General features: G+C 37.0%; 20 protein-coding genes and 1 other annotated feature. Of the genes, 17 read left to right on the top strand and 3 right to left on the bottom strand.

Features of this window, described 5'->3' with window-relative positions; all coding sequences use genetic code 11:
• Positions 1 to 78 precede the first annotated feature (78 nt).
• From EKQ63_RS23530 to EKQ63_RS23520, 3 genes are all read left to right on the top strand, one after another.
• Entirely contained in the window at positions 79 to 2,415 is a 2,337-nt protein-coding gene (locus tag EKQ63_RS23530; protein WP_143881558.1) for an SF1B family DNA helicase RecD2, read from the top strand.
• Between the two features lie 127 nt (positions 2,416 to 2,542).
• Positions 2,543 to 2,731: a hypothetical protein gene (locus EKQ63_RS23525; protein WP_000469281.1), complete on the top strand. Its 189-nt coding sequence runs from the start codon at positions 2,543 to 2,545 to the stop codon at positions 2,729 to 2,731.
• 18 nt (positions 2,732 to 2,749) lie between these two features.
• Complete coding sequence (locus EKQ63_RS23520; protein WP_001053553.1) at positions 2,750 to 2,878, top strand: YrzQ family protein; 129 nt, start codon at positions 2,750 to 2,752, stop codon at positions 2,876 to 2,878.
• Positions 2,879 to 2,913: 35 nt separating this feature from the next.
• Here EKQ63_RS23520 and EKQ63_RS23515 read toward each other — a convergent pair whose 3' ends face one another.
• Positions 2,914 to 3,126: a hypothetical protein gene (locus tag EKQ63_RS23515; protein ID WP_000242555.1), complete on the bottom strand. Its 213-nt coding sequence runs from the start codon at positions 3,124 to 3,126 to the stop codon at positions 2,914 to 2,916.
• A gap of 176 nt (positions 3,127 to 3,302) precedes the next feature.
• Between EKQ63_RS23515 and EKQ63_RS23510 the strand changes: the two genes are divergently transcribed.
• The gene (locus EKQ63_RS23510; protein WP_000793117.1) at positions 3,303 to 4,370 is read left to right on the top strand and encodes an AI-2E family transporter; all 1,068 of its coding nucleotides are present in this window, start codon (positions 3,303 to 3,305) and stop codon (positions 4,368 to 4,370) included.
• Positions 4,371 to 4,408: 38 nt separating this feature from the next.
• On the opposite strand, the gene EKQ63_RS23505 is transcribed toward EKQ63_RS23510, so the two are convergent.
• Positions 4,409 to 4,753, bottom strand: a complete 345-nt coding sequence (locus EKQ63_RS23505) for a PH domain-containing protein (protein ID WP_143881557.1) — start codon at positions 4,751 to 4,753, stop codon at positions 4,409 to 4,411.
• 222 nt (positions 4,754 to 4,975) lie between these two features.
• Positions 4,976 to 5,195 (top strand) — a binding site (T-box leader).
• Positions 5,196 to 5,235: 40 nt separating this feature from the next.
• Between EKQ63_RS23505 and alaS the strand changes: the two genes are divergently transcribed.
• From alaS to EKQ63_RS23445, 12 genes are all read left to right on the top strand, one after another.
• On the top strand, positions 5,236 to 7,878 hold the full coding sequence (gene alaS / locus EKQ63_RS23500; protein ID WP_000811832.1) for an alanine--tRNA ligase: 2,643 nt from the start codon (positions 5,236 to 5,238) through the stop codon (positions 7,876 to 7,878).
• 76 nt (positions 7,879 to 7,954) lie between these two features.
• Positions 7,955 to 8,221, top strand: a complete 267-nt coding sequence (locus tag EKQ63_RS23495; protein WP_000348590.1) for an IreB family regulatory phosphoprotein — start codon at positions 7,955 to 7,957, stop codon at positions 8,219 to 8,221.
• Between the two features lie 3 nt (positions 8,222 to 8,224).
• On the top strand, positions 8,225 to 8,638 hold the full coding sequence (ruvX, locus tag EKQ63_RS23490; RefSeq protein WP_001221197.1) for a Holliday junction resolvase RuvX: 414 nt from the start codon (positions 8,225 to 8,227) through the stop codon (positions 8,636 to 8,638).
• Positions 8,639 to 8,650: 12 nt separating this feature from the next.
• A complete protein-coding gene (locus tag EKQ63_RS23485; RefSeq protein WP_000392247.1) occupies positions 8,651 to 8,929 on the top strand; it encodes a DUF1292 domain-containing protein in 279 nt (92 codons plus the stop codon).
• 215 nt (positions 8,930 to 9,144) lie between these two features.
• Complete coding sequence (mltG, locus tag EKQ63_RS23480) at positions 9,145 to 10,215, top strand: endolytic transglycosylase MltG (RefSeq protein WP_143881556.1); 1,071 nt, start codon at positions 9,145 to 9,147, stop codon at positions 10,213 to 10,215.
• 202 nt (positions 10,216 to 10,417) lie between these two features.
• On the top strand, positions 10,418 to 11,059 hold the full coding sequence (locus EKQ63_RS23475; RefSeq protein ID WP_000389094.1) for an O-methyltransferase: 642 nt from the start codon (positions 10,418 to 10,420) through the stop codon (positions 11,057 to 11,059).
• 7 nt (positions 11,060 to 11,066) lie between these two features.
• A complete protein-coding gene (locus tag EKQ63_RS23470; RefSeq protein ID WP_000742781.1) occupies positions 11,067 to 11,996 on the top strand; it encodes a peptidase U32 family protein in 930 nt (309 codons plus the stop codon).
• Positions 11,997 to 12,014: 18 nt separating this feature from the next.
• Positions 12,015 to 13,295 (top strand): peptidase U32 family protein, encoded by a 1,281-nt coding sequence (locus tag EKQ63_RS23465; RefSeq protein WP_000217969.1) that lies wholly within the window; start codon positions 12,015 to 12,017, stop codon positions 13,293 to 13,295.
• Between the two features lie 17 nt (positions 13,296 to 13,312).
• On the top strand, positions 13,313 to 13,951 hold the full coding sequence (gene udk / locus EKQ63_RS23460) for a uridine kinase (protein WP_074601505.1): 639 nt from the start codon (positions 13,313 to 13,315) through the stop codon (positions 13,949 to 13,951).
• A gap of 278 nt (positions 13,952 to 14,229) precedes the next feature.
• The gene (greA, locus tag EKQ63_RS23455) at positions 14,230 to 14,706 is read left to right on the top strand and encodes a transcription elongation factor GreA (RefSeq protein ID WP_000179963.1); all 477 of its coding nucleotides are present in this window, start codon (positions 14,230 to 14,232) and stop codon (positions 14,704 to 14,706) included.
• A gap of 225 nt (positions 14,707 to 14,931) precedes the next feature.
• Entirely contained in the window at positions 14,932 to 16,686 is a 1,755-nt protein-coding gene (locus EKQ63_RS23450; protein WP_087954236.1) for a peptidoglycan D,D-transpeptidase FtsI family protein, read from the top strand.
• A gap of 116 nt (positions 16,687 to 16,802) precedes the next feature.
• A complete protein-coding gene (locus EKQ63_RS23445; RefSeq protein WP_087954237.1) occupies positions 16,803 to 17,450 on the top strand; it encodes a YrrS family protein in 648 nt (215 codons plus the stop codon).
• A 37-nt stretch (positions 17,451 to 17,487) separates the two neighbouring features.
• Here EKQ63_RS23445 and EKQ63_RS23440 read toward each other — a convergent pair whose 3' ends face one another.
• Complete coding sequence (locus tag EKQ63_RS23440) at positions 17,488 to 17,703, bottom strand: YrzA family protein (protein WP_000010984.1); 216 nt, start codon at positions 17,701 to 17,703, stop codon at positions 17,488 to 17,490.
• A gap of 136 nt (positions 17,704 to 17,839) precedes the next feature.
• Between EKQ63_RS23440 and EKQ63_RS23435 the strand changes: the two genes are divergently transcribed.
• A complete protein-coding gene (locus EKQ63_RS23435; protein WP_000536319.1) occupies positions 17,840 to 18,478 on the top strand; it encodes a class I SAM-dependent methyltransferase in 639 nt (212 codons plus the stop codon).
• The last annotated feature ends 5 nt before the right edge of the window (positions 18,479 to 18,483 follow it).

Raw genomic sequence — 18,483 nt, 5'->3', positions numbered from 1 at the left:
GGGTAGTTATCCCTCATCTAAAGAGGTGGGGGATGTACTGCTCATTAAAGTGAAAAGAATTCGGAAAGGAGAGGAAAGATGGGAAATCAACATGCAATGGATTTGTTTGAGGAAGAGAAAAAGTTTATAAAAGCGCAAGTTCTTCATACCATTTTCCACAACGAAGAAAACCTCTATTCCGTTGTCAGTATGAAAGTCATTGAAACGAATGAAACGTACGACGAAAAGAAAGTAATGATAAACGGTCATTTTCCCCGCATGCACGAAGATGAAGTGTTTACATTGACAGGTCATTTTAAAGACCATCCGAAGTATGGAAAACAATATATGGTTGAAACATTTAAGAAAGAATTGCCACAAACAAAAGCCGGTATGGTGCAATATTTAGCGAGTGATTTATTTAAAGGAATAGGAAAGCGTACAGCTGAAAAAATTGTAGATCATCTCGGAGAACATGCTATTTCTAAAATTATGGATGACCCTGAGGCATTAAATGGTGTTGTTAATAAACAAAAGGCTCAGGAAATATATGAGACAATTGTTGAACATCAAGGATTAGAGAAAGTAATGAGCTTTTTAAATGGCTACGGTTTTGGAACGAAACTTTCTATTAAGATTTACCAGCAATATAAAGAGATGACATTAGAAGTGATTCGTAATAACCCGTACCAACTTATCGAAGAAGTGGACGGGATTGGTTTTGGAAGAGCGGATGATATAGGGCGTGCGTTAGGGATATCGGGTAATCACGACGACCGTGTACGCGCAGGATGTTTTTACACGTTAGAGAATGTTTCACTGCAACTTGGTCACGTTTATATGAGGAAAGATCAACTTGTAAGAGAAACGATGTCACTTTTAAACAATCAAGAAGGAAAAGTGGCTGAGGAAGACGTTGTAGGCTGTATTGAAATGATGCAAAGTGAAGGGAAAGTCATCATAGAAGAAGAGCGAGTGTATTTAGCGACGCTGTTCTACTCTGAAAAAGGTGTTGTAAAGTCTATTCGCAGGCTTATGAATCAAGAAGAAACACCTTCATTTCCAGAAGCAGAAGTGTTAAAAACATTAGGTGAAATTGAAGAACAACTGAACGTACAATATGCACCGTTTCAGCAAGAAGCGATTCAAACGGCACTTCATAAACCGATGATGTTATTAACAGGTGGACCAGGAACAGGGAAAACAACAGTTATTAAAGGAATTGTTGAGATGTATGCTTCACTTCACGGGTTATCGTTAAATCCGAATGAATACAGTGATGATAATCCATTTCCGATATTATTAACGGCCCCAACAGGAAGAGCAGCGAAGCGAATGAGTGAATCAACAGGTCTTCCAGCTTGTACAATTCACCGTTTACTTGGCTGGACGCCAGAAGGGTCTTTCCAGCGTAATGAAACGGATCCGGTACAAGGGAAATTGCTCATTATTGATGAATTCTCAATGGTTGATATTTGGCTTGCAAATCAGCTATTTAAGTCATTGCCCACGAACATTCAAGTTATCGTTGTAGGAGATGAAGATCAATTGCCATCTGTAGGACCTGGACAAGTGCTGAAAGATTTATTGAATGCAGGTGCAGTTCCAACAGTAAAGCTTACTGAAATTTATCGTCAGGCGGAAGGCTCATCAGTTATTCAACTTGCCCATGCGATAAAAAATGGAACACTCCCGCCAGATTTAGCGCAAAATCAAAAAGATCGTTCATTTATCGGCTGTACAGGAGCTCAAATTGTTGAGGTTGTTAAAAAGGTTTGTGAAAATGCTAAGACAAAAGGATTTAGCGCAAGAGATGTACAAGTATTGGCCCCGATGTATCGTGGACCGGCCGGTATTAATGTATTAAACGAAGCGTTGCAAGAAGTGTTTAACCCGAAAAGGGAAAAGAGTAAAGAAATTGCTTACGGTGATGTTGTATACCGAAGAGGAGATAAAGTACTGCAACTCGTGAATCAGCCTGAGAGCCAAGTGTTTAATGGTGATATCGGAGAAATTGTTTCGGTGTTTTATGCGAAAGAAAACGTTGAGCAACAAGATATGATCATCGTTTCATTTGATGGAATTGAGGTAACATATACAAAGCCGGATTTAAATCAAATTACACATGCCTATTGCTGTTCGATTCATAAATCACAAGGCAGTGAGTTTCCGATTGTGATTATGCCGATAGTAAAAAGTTATAATCGTATGTTACGTCGTAATTTAATTTATACTGGTATTACAAGAAGTAAGAAGTTCCTTATTATTTGCGGGGAGGAAGCCGCTTTCCAGTCTGGTGTAAATCGCCTTGATGATGCAATGCGTCAAACGACTTTAGCTAATCGCTTGCAGGAATCACAAGGAGAAGTACAGATGGTAACAGTTAATGGCGAAGAAATGGACGTGGAAAACATTTCACCGTATGATTTCATGTAACAAGGTGAAATTATATAGTGAAACTTTCAAACGTATAACGTTGAAAGGCTCCAGTAATGTATAAATGAATGCGGTTTGGACATAATGGCGAATAGAATCTGGGAGACTGTAAGGAGATGAAAGCCATATGTTCATTTGTCCAAATTGCAAAGGGAAAGACATTGGAAAAATAGGTGTCAACCAATTTTATTGCTGGAATTGTTATATCGAATTATCGGTTTCAAAGGGGAAAATCCATACGCATCAAGTAGAAGAAGATGGTTCATTAAGCTCTCTTGATGATTTATTTGATGAGAATGAAAGAACGATCGGATAACGAAAAGGGGGATTTACTTTGAATCTACGCAATTCATTAATCGCATTAGGTGTTGGAGCGGCAGCATATCAATATGCTCGCAAACAAGATGTATTTTCAAAACGTAATATGAAAAAAGCACGTAAGATGATTAAATCTTATTTATAAGCGTAAAAAACTCCCTTCATCATAAGGGAGTTTTTTTATGCACTTGTATGCAAATATAAAAGTCCAATTTCAGAGAAGAGATAAGATAGACCGTAACATCCAACGCCAAGCATGCCGTAATGAAATAATTGCTTCGCTCTTTCTTTTCGTGAGGAACGAATAAAGAAACCTTTCCAAATACCAAATCCGATACAAACCCATTCAAGAATCATAAAAAGTGCTGATAATACGAGCATAAATAAAACCATTATGAGCCCTCCTGATTATATTGTTTCACGCTGCATTCTCAGGGATGGTTGTCCTTGTTATGTTATGTATATGTACGTCTTTACAAAACAGTATGGTCTGCACGAAAAGATTTTAAAACTTTTGCACATAACCTACCCTATTTATTTTCAAAATAAAGGTGGAGGAGGTTTTTCGTGTGAAGAATCTTAAAATCATTTGGATATATCGTTTAGGATTATTGTTACTTGTATTTCTTTGTCTGCTCGTCTTTTTAAAAATTAAGCCGCTATGGGCACCGATAATTTTTGTATGTAAAGTGGCCATTACACCGTTTCTTATTGCGTGTTTTATTGCGTATTTATTGCATCCTTTAATCGAAAAAATTCATAAGGAAGGGATGCCGCGCACACTCGCTATTTTGCTCATTTACATCCTTTTCTTTGGCGGGATTGGTTATGGAATTTATAAAGGAACGCCGGTTGTGATTAAGCAATTACAAGAAATCAATGAACAATTCCCGCAGTTTACAAAAATGTATGATTCTTGGATGGATGGTGTTACAGAACAAACAGCGAATTTCCCGTCATTTATTCATGAAAAGGTGAAACAAATTTTTGTCGGAGTAGAGACGAAGATACAAGCGCTTTTAAATAAAGTGATGAGCACAGCTCGTGGTGTACTAGATTCGTTACTCATTATTTTCTTAATTCCGTTCATTGTATTTTACATATTAAAAGATTACGGCGAGTTTTATCATATCTTTTGGAAACTAGTCCCGAGTAAGTGGCGGAGTACGGGGCAAATGTTGGCGAAAGAAATTGATAAGTCACTCGGAAGTTATATTCGCGGACAGTTATTCGTTTGTTTAGTATTAGGAGGAGTATCGGTTCTTTCTTTTTGGTTTATCGGTATGAAATATCCATTATTACTTGGCATCATCATCGGGATAACAGATATAATCCCATACTTTGGCCCTATTTTAGGGGCGATTCCAGCGTTGATGATTGCAGCAACGGTATCAACAAGTTTACTCATTAAAGCGGGGATTACAATTGCTATTTTGCAATTCGTAGAAAGTAACATTTTATCCCCTTATATCGTTGGTAAGTCGCTTCGCATGCATCCTGTTATTATTATGCTTGCATTATTAGTTGGGGGAGAAGTGGCAGGAATTGTAGGATTATTAATATCAGTTCCTATTTTAGCGGTCATTCGTACAGTGATCGTTCATGTAAGGCCTCTTTGGAAAAAAGAAGATGTGTAATAGGAAGGCCCTCTACTTATAAAAGTAGAGGGCTATCATTATTTAGAGAGCTGCTCGTTTATTTTTTGAACGAGAGGGCTTACATCATTTGTTTGAATATGTTTTATTTTTTTCCATTCATTATCGTACATAAATATAATTTGATTGCTGAAAAGGCGTTTTTGTTCTTTTAGATTAGAAATTTTTGCGAAAGAGTACTCTTCAAATAATGGGTTCTTACTTACATCTGGTCCATAAAAGAAGAGGCGTTTGTTCGTTAAAATTAACAGGCCTGGCCTTGCGACGGAACGATAAATAAATATATCTAGTGAACAGGCTACGTAAAACAATATTGTTTCATCAGTCGTTAACATATTTTTAGCTTTGTTCAATAAGGTTGTCATTATAAGCGCTCCTTTATTATTAATAATTTAATTATAACAAAAATTAAATATTCAGAAAAGTATGTAGAGGTAGTACAATTTATTCATACATGCATAATATATGAAAAGGCAGTTAAGAATGAATAATAGAATAGCTATGATTAATAAGTAATTGATATAATATAAATGATTATCTACATTGACAAACTTAAGAGAATTCTATTATATTTAGTCATATAATACATTAAATCAATGACGGAACAAGTACGTTACAGTCCATTTATAGAGAGAAGCTTCCATATGGCTGAAAGAAGCTTTAAATGAAGGGTAACAGAAAGCTAATCCTGAGAGCAGCTAATCACTGCCGTCTTGCCACGTTACGGCACCATGAGGTGATGAATTGATTGTTATAGTAATCAATTCATAATTAGGGTGGTATCGCGAGTTAACTCTCGTCCCTTTTATAGGGGCGGGAGTTTTTTATATTTAAGGAGGAAAATACAATGAAACAACTAACAGGCGCACAAATTCGTCAAATGTTTTTAGACTTTTTCCAAGAAAAAGGACATGCAGTAGAACCTAGTGCATCACTAGTTCCACATGAAGATCCATCTCTTCTATGGATTAACAGTGGTGTAGCAACATTAAAAAAATATTTTGATGGACGTGTAATCCCGCAAAATCCACGTATTACAAATGCTCAAAAATCAATTCGTACAAACGATATTGAAAACGTAGGGAAAACAGCTCGTCACCATACATTCTTTGAAATGTTAGGGAACTTCTCAATCGGTGATTACTTCAAAGAAGAAGCAATTACTTGGGCTTGGGAATTCTTAACGAGCGATAAATGGATTGGATTCGATAAAGAATTACTATCCGTTACAATCCATCCAGAAGATGAAGAAGCATTCACAATTTGGAATGAGAAAATGGGTGTTCCAAAAGAGCGCATCATCCGCTTAGAAGAAAACTTCTGGGATATCGGTGAAGGACCAAGTGGACCGAATACAGAAATTTTCTATGACCGCGGAGAAGCTTACGGTAATGACTTTAGTGACCCGGAATTATATCCAGGTGGAGAAAACGAGCGTTACTTAGAAGTATGGAACCTTGTATTCTCTCAATTTAACCATAATCCAGATGGTTCATATACACCACTTCCTAAGAAAAACATCGATACAGGGATGGGTCTAGAGCGTATGACATCTATCGTTCAAGATGTGCCTACAAACTTTGACACAGACTTATTCATGCCAATGATTGGTGCAACAGAAACAATCTCTGGTGAGAAATATCGTAATGGTGACTTAGAAAAAGATATGGCGTTTAAAGTAATTGCTGACCATATCCGTACAGTAACATTCGCTGTTGGTGACGGTGCTCTTCCATCTAATGAAGGCCGTGGTTATGTGTTACGTCGTTTATTACGCCGTGCTGTTCGTTACTCTAAGAAATTAAACATCAACCGTCCGTTCATGTTTGAATTAGTACCGGTTGTTGGAGAAGTAATGAAAGACTTCTATCCAGAAGTACTTGAAAAGAAAGATTTCATCGCAAAAGTTGTGAAAAATGAAGAAGAGCGTTTCCACGAAACACTTCATGATGGTGAAGCAATTTTAGCTGAAGTTATTGCAAAAGCGAAAGAAGAAAAAACAACTGTTATTTCTGGAGTAGATGCGTTCCGTCTATATGACACATACGGTTTCCCAATTGAATTAACAGAAGAATATGCAGAAGAAGCTGGTATGACAGTTGATCATGAAGGCTTTGAAAATGAAATGGAAAAACAACGTGAGCGCGCACGTGCTGCTCGTCAAGACGTTGATTCTATGCAAGTTCAAGGCGGTGTCCTTGGAGAAGTGAAAGTAGCGAGCGAGTTCGTTGGTTACGGTACGGTTGCAACAGAAAGTAACGTTGTTGCACTTGTGAAAAACGGTGAATACGCAGACAGCTTGCAAGCAGGTGAAGAAGGACAATTAATGCTTGATGTAACACCATTCTATGCTGAGAGCGGCGGACAAATTGCAGACCGTGGTTACCTTCTTGCTGACGGCGTGAAAGTTCTTGTAAAAGACGTACAAAAAGCACCAAACGGCCAAAACTTGCACAAAGTTGTAGTTGAAGAAGGTACATTAACGAAAGATGCGGCTGTAAAAGCTATTATCGATACGAAAAACCGTAGTAGCGTTGTGAAGAACCATACAGCAACTCACTTACTACACCAAGCGTTAAAAGACGTACTTGGAACGCACGTTAACCAAGCGGGTTCTCTTGTAACTTCTGAACGTTTACGCTTTGACTTCTCTCACTTTGGTCAAGTACAAGCTGACGAATTAGAAAAAATTGAGCGTATCGTAAACGAGAAAATTTGGGAAAGTATTGATGTTGAGATTTCTCAAAAAGCAATCGAAGAAGCGAAAGAAATGGGCGCAATGGCATTATTCGGTGAAAAATACGGTGATGTTGTACGCGTTGTACAAGTTGGCGACTATAGCTTAGAGCTTTGCGGTGGTTGTCACGTTGATAACACAGCTTCTATCGGTATTTTCAAAATCGTTGCTGAGTCTGGTATCGGTGCAGGAACTCGTCGTATTGAAGCAGTAACTGGTAAGTCTGCTTATGAATTAATGAACGATCAAGTAGGTTTATTAAAAGAAGCAGCAGGAAAAATGAAAACAAATCCGAAAGATATTTTAACAAGAGTTGATGGTCTATTTGCTGAAGTGAAACAACTGCAAAAAGAAAATGAATCTCTTGCAGCGAAATTAAGCAATATTGAAGCTGGAAACTTAACTGATTCAGTAATGACAGTTGATGGCGTGAACGTATTAGCGGCAAAAGTAAATGTTGCAGATATGAACAACTTACGTACGATGATGGATGACCTAAAAAATAAATTACAATCTGCAGTTGTCGTATTAGCGTCTGTAAATGATGATAAAGTAAACATCTTAGCTGGCGTAACGAAAGATTTAATTAGCCAAGGATACCATGCTGGTAAACTTGTGAAAGAAGTAGCTTCTCGTTGTGGCGGTGGCGGTGGTGGCCGTCCTGATATGGCACAAGCGGGCGGTAAAAACCCAGCGCAAGTTGAGGAAGCTTTAGCATTTGTACAAGAGTACGTTAAATCTGTTTCAAAATAAAGAGATAGTAGTGTACAATGGTAGGGAGAGGAGAAGTTCTTCTCCCTATACTTACTATATAAGTGAGGTGCTTGAAATGGACGGTTTTGATAAAACAATGAAGTTTAGCATTCAAGATGAAAAACAGAGTGTCCATGTAAATGATGTACTTTTAACTGTGTATGATGCACTTCAAGAAAAAGGCTATAATCCGATTAACCAAATCGTCGGTTACTTATTAAGTGGAGACCCAGCATACATACCTCGCCATAAAGATGCGCGAAGCATCATTCGCAAGCTTGAACGTGATGAATTAATTGAAGAGCTTGTGAAGTCTTACTTGAAACATCATCGTGAGGAGTAATTTATGCGGATATTAGGTTTAGATGTAGGTACAAAAACAGTCGGAGTTGCAATTAGTGACGAAATGGGCTGGACAGCACAAGGGCTTGAAACCATCAAGATTAATGAAGAACGAGGTCAATTTGGTTTTGACCGCATTTCTGAGTTAGTAAAACAGTATGATGTGGACAAGATAGTAGTAGGTTTACCTAAAAATATGAATGGTACAATTGGCCCGCGTGGTGAAGCATGCCAACAATTTGCAGAAAACCTACGAGAGCTGTTACAATTAGACGTTGTAATGTGGGACGAGCGTTTGTCAACGATGGCAGCGGAACGTCTACTCATTTCAGCCGATGTAAGCCGTAAGAAGCGAAAGCAAGTAATTGATAAGATGGCTGCAGTCGTAATCTTACAAGGATTTTTAGATAGTAAATAAGAGGTGACCAAAATGGAAGAAAATCAAATTACAATTGTAGATGAAAAAGGTAACGAACATTTATGTGAAATTATTTTCACTTTTGACGCTGAAAAATTTGGCAAAAAATCATACGTAGTCTTCTCTCCAATCGGTGAAGTAGACGAAGATGGAGACCAAATTTATGATGCAATGGCTTATGAGCAAAATGAAGAAGAGGGCGGAACTTTACTTCCAATCGAATCTGAAGAAGAGTGGGAAATGGTACAAGAAATGTTTAACACTCTAGCTGATGAGCAAGAAGCTGAATAATAAGTACTGAAAAGGTGGACGGTATATCGTCCGCCTTTTTTATATGTAAAATGAAAGATTTTTTGTCGAAACTGCGCAATCCTTTGTAGTATAATGAGACGGATTGTAGAAAATAAAGTATCTGTCAAAAATGATAGGTAAATGTATTGTGATTTTTCATCGTGTTGTATAGAAAGATGTACATATGGCCTACAATTGAATAAGGAGGAAGAGTTTTGGTAGAGAATCAAGTGAAAAAGAAGCGTAGACGCATTGTTTTATTCTCGATAATTGCACTGCTTTTAGTTTGTGGTTCAGTCTATGCGTATATTTCATCCGCATTAGGACCAGTTGATAGCGGGAATAAAAAAGAGATTGAAGTAGAAATTCCGAAAGGATCATCTACTAGTAAAATTGGTGAGATTTTAGAAGAAAAAGGTGCTGTGAAAAATGGTACAGTTTTTAGTTTTTATACAAAGGCTAAATCTAAAAATTTACAAGCGGGTACATATTTATTAAATCCTTCAATGAGTGCAAAAGATGTTATTGAGCAAATGTCATCTGGTAATGTACATCGTCCAGCTCTTTATAAAGTGACGATAAAAGAAGGAGCACAAGTAACCGAAATTGCAGAGTCAATTGCGACAGAGTTAAAGTGGAATAAAGATGATGTTGTGCGTCAATTAAACGATAAAGCATTTATTCAAAAAATGCAGCAGAAGTATCCAAAGTTGTTAACCGATAAAATCTTTGATAGCAATATTAAATATCCATTAGAAGGTTATTTATATCCTGCGACGTACTCTTTCTATAAAAAAGATACGACGTTAGAAGAAATTGTCATTCCAATGCTGGAAAAAACGAATGCAATCATTGTTCAAAATGAGGCAAAAATGAAAGCGAAAAACTGGGATGTTCATCAGCTTTTAACATTGTCTTCACTTATTGAAGAAGAGGCAACAGGCTTTACAGATCGTCAAAAGATCTCTAGTGTCTTTTATAATCGTTTAGCAAAAGGTATGCCTCTACAAACGGATCCAACGGTATTATATGCACTTGGAAAGCATAAACAACGTGTATTATACGAAGATTTAAAGATAAACTCACCGTACAATACGTATGTTGTGAAAGGATTGCCGGTGGGCCCGATTGCAAACTCTGGTAAACATTCAGTGGAAGCAGCGTTAGAGCCTGCGCAAACAGATTATTATTATTTCTTAGCTGCACCAACTGGTGAAGTGTACTATGCGAAAACATTGGAAGAGCATAATGCACTAAAGCAAAAATATATTACGAAAAAACAGTGAAATGGGGAGGGGTAGCGAAAAAGGTCGCACATCCCTCTTTTTTGTGGTAAAATATATCGGGTTAAAAACTGGCAGAAGAATCGTTTTTAATATCAAAACGGGACGTACAAGCTAAGGGTGAAGCTGGCTTGTATTTTTATTGCATTCTATGTGTGAAAAGACGTCATAGAGGCACTTCTCCATGTAAATAAGGAGGACCATTATGGAGGATGCAGTTAACGAGTACCTATTATCATTTATTGATCCGAAAGATAAATTAATTCTTGAAATGGAAGACTATGCGAAAGAAAATCATGTGCCAATTATGGATCGACTTGGAATGGAATTTATGTTGCAATTTTTACGTTTAATTGGACCGAAGAGCATTTTAGAGCTAGGTACAGCAATTGGCTATTCTAGTATTCGTATGATGCAAGCTATTCCAAATTCTCGCATTGTGACAGTTGAGCGCAATCGAGAGCGATATGAAAAAGCACTTGAATATATAGAACGTTCACCAGTTAAAGAGCGTATTTCCGTTATTTACGGTGATGCGTTAGAAACAGGCGAGCAAGTAGAAGAACATGGAACATTTGACGTTATTTTTATTGATGCAGCAAAAGGACAATATCGTCGCTTTTTTGACTTATATGAACCGTTATTAAATCCTGGTGGCGTAATTATTTCAGATAATGTGATGTACCATGGCCTTGTAACGACAAAAGAGAAAATTGAAAACAGACGTACACGTGGTTTAATCCGTCGTATTAAGACGTACAATGAATGGCTTATGAACCATGAAGGATATGATACAACGATTTTCCCAATTGGTGATGGAGTAGCTGTTAGTAAAAAGAGAGGGTGACCAAGGTATGAAGAAACCAGAATTGTTAGTAACGCCAAAAGCGGTGGCGGATATCGAACCTCTTGCGAAAGCAGGAGCAGATGCGGTAATGATCGGTGAACAAAAATTTGGTTTACGTTTAGCAGGGGAATTTTCACGTGAAGATGTGAAACAAGCTGTGAAAATTGCACATGAAAATGGTGTAAAAGTATACGTAGCAATGAACGCTATGTTCCACAACGATAAAGTAGAAGAATTAACAGATTATGTTGCATTTTTAAACGAAGTACATGTAGATGCAATTGTTTTCGGAGATCCAGCAGTATTAATGGCGGTTCGTGAAGTAGCGCCAAATATGCAATTGCACTGGAATACAGAAACAACAGCAACAAACTGGTTTACTTGTAACTACTGGGGACAAAGAGGAGCAAAACGTGCTGTATTAGCTCGCGAGCTTAGCTTAGATGAAATTGTTGAATTAAAAGAAAATGCTGAAGTGGAACTTGAAGTGCAAATTCACGGTATGACTTGTATGTTCCAATCGAAGCGTTCGTTAGTAGGAAACTACTTTGAGTATCAAGGACGTCATCTTGACATCGAAAAGAAAAAATATGAAGAGAATATGTTCTTATATGACCCAGAGCGTAACAATAAATATCCAATTTATGAAGATGAAAATGGTACTCACATTATGAGTCCAAATGATATTTGTTTCATCGATGAGTTAGAAGAGCTGATTGATGCTGAAATTGATAGCTTAAAAGTTGATGGTGTACTAAAAAGCTCTGCATACATTATTGAGGTAACGAAGAAATACCGTAAAGCAATTGATTTATGTGTAGAAGATCGTGATGCGTATTATGACGTGAAAGACGACTTATATAAAGAGATAGAAGAAATGCAACCGGTGAATCGTCCGTTAGATACAGGATTCTTCTTTAAAGAGACGGTTTACTAAACGAGGAGGGTGTAGGAAATGACTGTACAAGAAATTTCACGAGTGATCGATGGCAAACGCGTTATTGTGAAGAAACCTGAACTGTTAATCCCTGCGGGTAACTTAGAAAAATTAAAAGTAGCTATCCATTACGGGGCAGATGCTGTATATTTAGGTGGACAAGAATTTGGTCTTCGTTCGAATGCAGGTAACTTTACACTGGAAGAAATGGCAGAAGGTGTGGAATTTGCAAAGAAATATGGAGCAAAAATATATGTAACAACAAATATCTTTGCACATAATGAAAATATGGACGGGCTAGAGGAATATTTAAAAGGGATTGAAAAAGCTGGCGTAACGGGAATTATCGTTGCTGATCCGCTTATCATTGAGACTTGTAAACGTGTAGCGCCTTCTGTTGAGGTGCATTTAAGCACACAGCAATCACTATCCAACTGGAAAGCAGCACAGTATTGGAAAGAAGAAGGTTTACATCGTCTTGTATTAGCTCGTGAAGCAAGCTATGAAGAAATGAAAGAGATTAAGGAAAAAGTGGATATTGAAATTGAAGCATTCGTCCATGGTGCAATGTGTATCGCATATTCAGGAAGATGTACGCTAAGTAACCATATGACAGCGCGTGACTCTAACCGTGGTGGTTGTTGTCAATCTTGTCGCTGGGACTATGATTTAGTTCAAACAGTATCACAACATAAAGATGCAAAAGAGCTTCCTCTATTCCAAGAAGAAGATGCTCACTTTGCAATGAGTCCAAAAGACTTAAATTTAATTTTATCAATTCCGAAAATGATTGAAATTGGAATTGATAGCTTAAAAGTTGAAGGACGTATGAAATCAATCCATTACGTAGCGACTGTAGCGACAGTATACCGTAAAGTAATTGATGCATATTGTGCGGATCCGGATAACTTTGAGTTTAAACAAGAATGGTTAGATGAGCTTGATAAATGTGCAAATCGTGATACAGCTCCTGCATTCTTTGAAGGGGTTCCAGGACATCAAGAGCAAATGTTTGGAAATCATAGTAAGAAAACAACGTATGATTTCGCTGGTTTAGTGTTAGATTATAATGAAGAAACGGGCATCGTAACGATTGAGCAACGTAATCATTTCAAACCAGGACATGAAGTGGAGTTCTTTGGGCCAGAAATAGAAAACTTTACGCAAACGGTGGAGAAAATTTGGGATGAGGATGGAAACGAATTAGATGCAGCGAGACATCCGTTGCAAATCGTGAAATTCAAAGTGGATCAACCAGTGTATGTGAATAATATGATGCGCAAAAGCATACTTCAATAAGAAAGAGTGATAGTCGAATGGGGACGAATAAGCCTGTTGTAATTGGAATTGCTGGTGGTTCAGGGTCAGGTAAGACAAGTGTAACGAAAGCGATTTTTGACCATTTTAAAGGTCATTCCATTTTAATCTTAGAGCAAGATTATTATTACAAAGATCAAAGCCATTTACCAATGGAAGAGCGTTTAAAAACAAATTATGATCATCCATTAGCGTTTGATAATGATTTGTTAATTGAACATTTGCAGCAGTTGCTTGCATATAAACAAGTAGATAAACCTGTATATGACTATACATTGCATACGCGTTCAGATGAAATTATTCCAGTTGAGCCGAAAGATGTAATCATTTTAGAAGGAATTCTTATTTTAGAAGACCCGCGTCTTTGTGAGTTAATGGACATTAAGTTATTCGTTGATACAGATGCTGACCTTCGTATTTTACGCCGCATGCAGCGTGATATTAAAGAACGTGGTCGTACGATGGATTCAGTTATTGATCAATACGTAAATGTTGTACGTCCAATGCACAATCAATTTATTGAGCCTTCTAAGAAATTTGCGGATATTATTATCCCTGAAGGTGGACAAAACCATGTTGCAATTGATATTATGGTTACAAAAATTGCAACAATTCTTGAACAAAAAGTAAATTTGTAATAGCATAGTAAAAGATATACGATAGGAAGGGATTTTTTCCCTTCCTATCGAATACAATGAAACATGCAACCTCATCTATATATAGGTGAGGGCATATTTATATCAACTTTCCATACATATCTTCTTTATATAAAGAAGAATTGGGAATACGGGGTTGTATGTGACAACTCCGCTAGTACAGGCGTGCTAGAAACCTCCGCTCTACATATAAGCGGGGGAGTTTTCATATGGAACTCCTCTTTTTTTCGGGGGATTGGTATATAAAAGGAGTGGAAAATATGGCAACAGAAAAAACATACCCTATGACGCAAGAGGGTAAGCAAAAGCTAGAGAACGAACTTGAGGATTTAAAAACGGTAAAACGTAAAGAGGTTGTAGAGCGCATTAAGATTGCACGTAGCTTCGGAGATCTTTCTGAGAACTCTGAGTATGATGCAGCGAAAGATGAGCAAGCGTTCGTAGAAGGACGTATTACACAATTAGAAAACATGATTCGTAACGCAGTTATCATTACAGATAACGGTGAAGAATCTACAGTTGTTACATTAGGTAAAACAGTAACATTTAAAGAACTACCAGATGGAGATGAAGAAGCTTACACAATCGTAGGTAGCGCAGAAGCAGATCCATTTGAAGGAAGAATTTCTAACGATTCTCCAATCGCAAAAAGCTTATTAGGTAAGCAAATTGGCGAAAAGGTAGCAATCCAAACTCCAGGTGGAGAAATGCAAGTAGAGATTATCTCTGTAAAATAAAAAAAGATTCTCCTATCGGGAGAATCTTTTTTCTGTAGAATTTTATCCCGCATTAACGGGCAGTAAGACCCTCACCTCAAACTTCAGTGGAAGCAAAGAAGTTAGGTGTGGGTCGGGCTGATAATCAGTGGGGGATGAACAAAACCCTCACTGATTAAAGTTTCACTTTATTTGTATAAAAAATGAAACACTCCGTCCAAACTATAGTAGACGAGGTGTTTTTTTATGAAAATAAAACAGAGAATTACAATTGTTTTAATTTGTTTTATATGTGTCATGTTTATGTTACTTTGTCGTTTAATTCAAATACAAATTATAGATACGGAATCATTTACGGATCATAAGATTAATTTAATTGAAAAAAGTGTTACACAACGGACGCAATCCATTACGGTAGATGATGGACGCGGCCATTTTATAGATCGTAATGGTAAGGAGATAGGTGAGAAAAAGTATCCTGTTTTAATTGTTTTTCCATTTCTACAATTAAAAAATGACATGTTGGAGAAAATTTCGCATATCATTGGTATGTCGAGACAAGAGATTGAAAGTCAAATGAAACATAAGAAAAGTGCATTTATCCTGCAAAGAGGAAATGAACCACTTCGCTTGGAACGAGAGCAGATGGAGAAGGTGAATCAATTAAATGTATTAGGCATTGTAGCAGCTGAAGTTCGTCTGCGGCAAACTAGCGTGATGAATCATTTAATTGGTGATGTGGGTGAGAATGAACGAGAATTTCAAAAACGATACGGAGAAGTAAGAAAAATTTCAAAACAAACATCGATTGGCATTTCAGGATTGCAGCAATCTTTTGATGAATTTCTTTTGACCGATGGAGAGGCAAAAGTATTGTATCAAGTGGACCGGCAAGGAGAACCGATTTTTGGAAAACAAGCGAAATATACATCGCCTGGAAATCCGTTTTATCCAGTGACGATTCAAACTACTTTACATAACGAGTTACAGAAAAAAGCAGAAGAAGTAGTTGAAGCAAGTGAAATTAAGAAGGGAGGAGTAGTGCTACTTGATGTAAAGAAAAATGAAATTTTAGCAATGGTTAGCAAACCATCTTTACAGGTGAAAGATGAGAGTTTATATAAAACTACACTTGAAAATCAAATGTTAACACCACATTTTCCCGGTTCTGTTTTTAAAACAATAATTGCGGCGGCAGCGATTGATCAAAATGAAAATGTTTTTAATCGCGTATTTAATTGTAATAAAGATTTATATGGTGAAGATCACCCACAAGTTAAGATGGGGACACTTAGTTTTAAAGAGAGCTTTGCTAGAAGCTGTAACAGGACATTTTCAGAGTTAGGCAATGAGTTAATACAAAAGGATACGATGGTGTTAGAAACTTATGTAGCGGCTTTAGGAGGCGCTGAGAAGGTTGGATGGAGAGGTTCTGTATTTCATACAACTCATTTTGAGCAAATGCCAGAGGAGAAGAGTGTTACGATTTGGGGGAGTGAAGGAAATAAGAATAGTAAAAAAGCGGTAGCGCAAACAGCAATTGGACAGAAAGATGTACGTATGTCACCTCTAGCGATTGCAAATATGATGGCGACGATTGCTAGAGGGGGAGAAAAGATGGAAGTGAAAGCTGTTGAAAAAATAATGTATAAAAATGGAACGAATTTTTATACATTTGAAGACCATACATTAGGTGGAAAACAGCTTTCATATGAAACAGTGAAAACATTACAACAGTTATTAAGGAGCGTTGTAACAACGGAGAAAGGCACAGGATCAGCATTCAAGTCGTTACCACTAAGTGTCGCTGGAAAATCTGGGACAGCACAAACAGGAAAAGGAACGAAAGAGAATCGATGGTTTGCAGGTTATTTTCCATATGAAAATCCAAGGTATGCTTTAGTTGTCGTGGATATAGAAACGAATAGCGATGTAAATAAAGTTACACCTATTTTCAAATCTATCGTAGAATCAATCTATAGATTTGAGAATGAAAAGTAATCTTGCAATTCACAGTAAAATGTTTTCATTTCATGAAAATATTATTGTAAATGTTCAACCTTTCTAGATTTAATGTTACAATAGCAAGTATGAAAAACTGCATGGAGGTTTGAAGAATGGCAGGAGGATCTAGATTCCAACAGAAACAACAAAAACGTCGTCAAAACGGTGTTTTAAATATTGCAATTGCTATTGTACTAGTAGCAGTAGCTATTGTAGCATACCAATTGTTTGTTCCTGACACGAAAGAGCAAGCGTCTTCTAGCGATAAAAAGGTAGCTCAGCAAACAACGAAAGAGAATAAGTCTGAGAAAGCTAAAGGCAAAGAAGAGACGAAGAAGAATGAACAAGAGAAAACAGAGGCTAAGAAGAAAGAAGAAGAGAAGCTAAAGGCTGAAGAAGAACAGAAAAAAGCTGAAGAAGAAGCGAAAGCTAACGAGAAAATACCAGCTGAAAAAACACAGTCAAAGGCAACTGACGCTTATACGAAACCTTCTTGGAAGCCAGTAGGCACAGAGCAAGGTGCAACACCTGCGATGACGTTTAAAAAAGGTACAGCAGATTGGAATGAGATGAATCAAGCGATTTCAGCTGCAATTGATGTTCCAGTAGAGCAATTAATTATTCATCGAATCGGAAATAACGGTAAGAATAAAGCTTACGGAAACGTACAGGATAAACAAACAGGTAAAAGATATTATGTAAATATTGATTGGGTAGACAATGAGGGCTGGAAACCAGTACTTGTTCAAACCCTAAACTAAAAAAAGAGAAGCTCCTTAGGAGCTTCTCTTTTTTTAGTTAGCGTAATTTCTTTAATTTAAAATGAACAACCGCGCTATAATATGGTCTTTTACTTTCAGGATCCATAACCATTTGATGCGAGATGTGATGAACTTCAAGCATAAGTGCTTTATTATTATCGATTTGTTCACTGATTTTTCGTTCTAAAGAAGCTAAGTCTCCCGCTTCAAAAAATTCTACTTTATCTTCTAACATTTCAAAGGTAAATGACATGAAGACGGCCCCTCTCCTATGTAATCAACTATAGTGTAACAAAGAAAAGAAGGAAATACCATGTACATTTCAATTGACATTTTTAGAAAGAGGGAATATCATACTGATAAAACCGATAAGAAAAAGGGGAATTTTTATGGGTACAGAATTTAATGGTTTATTTGATGAGTGGGCTCATACGTACGACTCATTTGTACAAGGCGAAGATATACAATATAAAGAAGTTTTCGCCCATTATGAGGACATTCTAGAGGATGTAGTTAACAAGTCATTTGGTAACGTATTAGAATTTGGTGTTGGTACTGGTAATTTAACAAATAAATTATTACTTGCTGGCCGCACAGTTTACGGTATAGAACCGTCACGTGAAATGCGCATGATTGCAAAAGAGAAATTGCCAAAAGAGTTTTCTATTACAGAGGGTGATTTTCTTTCGTTTGAAGTCCCAAATTCAATTGATACCATAGTAAGCACCTATGCATTTCATCATTTAACAGATGATGAAAAAAATGTAGCGATTGCGAAGTATAGTCAATTGCTAAACAAAGGTGGTAAAATAGTGTTTGCTGATACGATATTTGCAGATCAAGATGCATATGATAAAACTGTTGAAGCAGCAAAACAAAGAGGTTTTCATCAGTTAGCAAACGATTTGCAAACGGAATACTATACACGTATTCCAGTTATGCAGACTATTTTTGAAAACAATGGCTTCCATGTAACGTTTACGAGATTAAATCATTTCGTGTGGGTGATGGAGGCAACTAAGCAATAGAAAGA

Source organism: Bacillus sp. BD59S (genome assembly GCF_007363175.1).
GTDB lineage: Bacteria > Bacillota > Bacilli > Bacillales > Bacillaceae_G > Bacillus_A > Bacillus_A pacificus.
The sequence above is the reverse complement of the archived record's forward strand: the minus strand, read 5'-3'. Positions and strand labels throughout refer to the sequence as shown.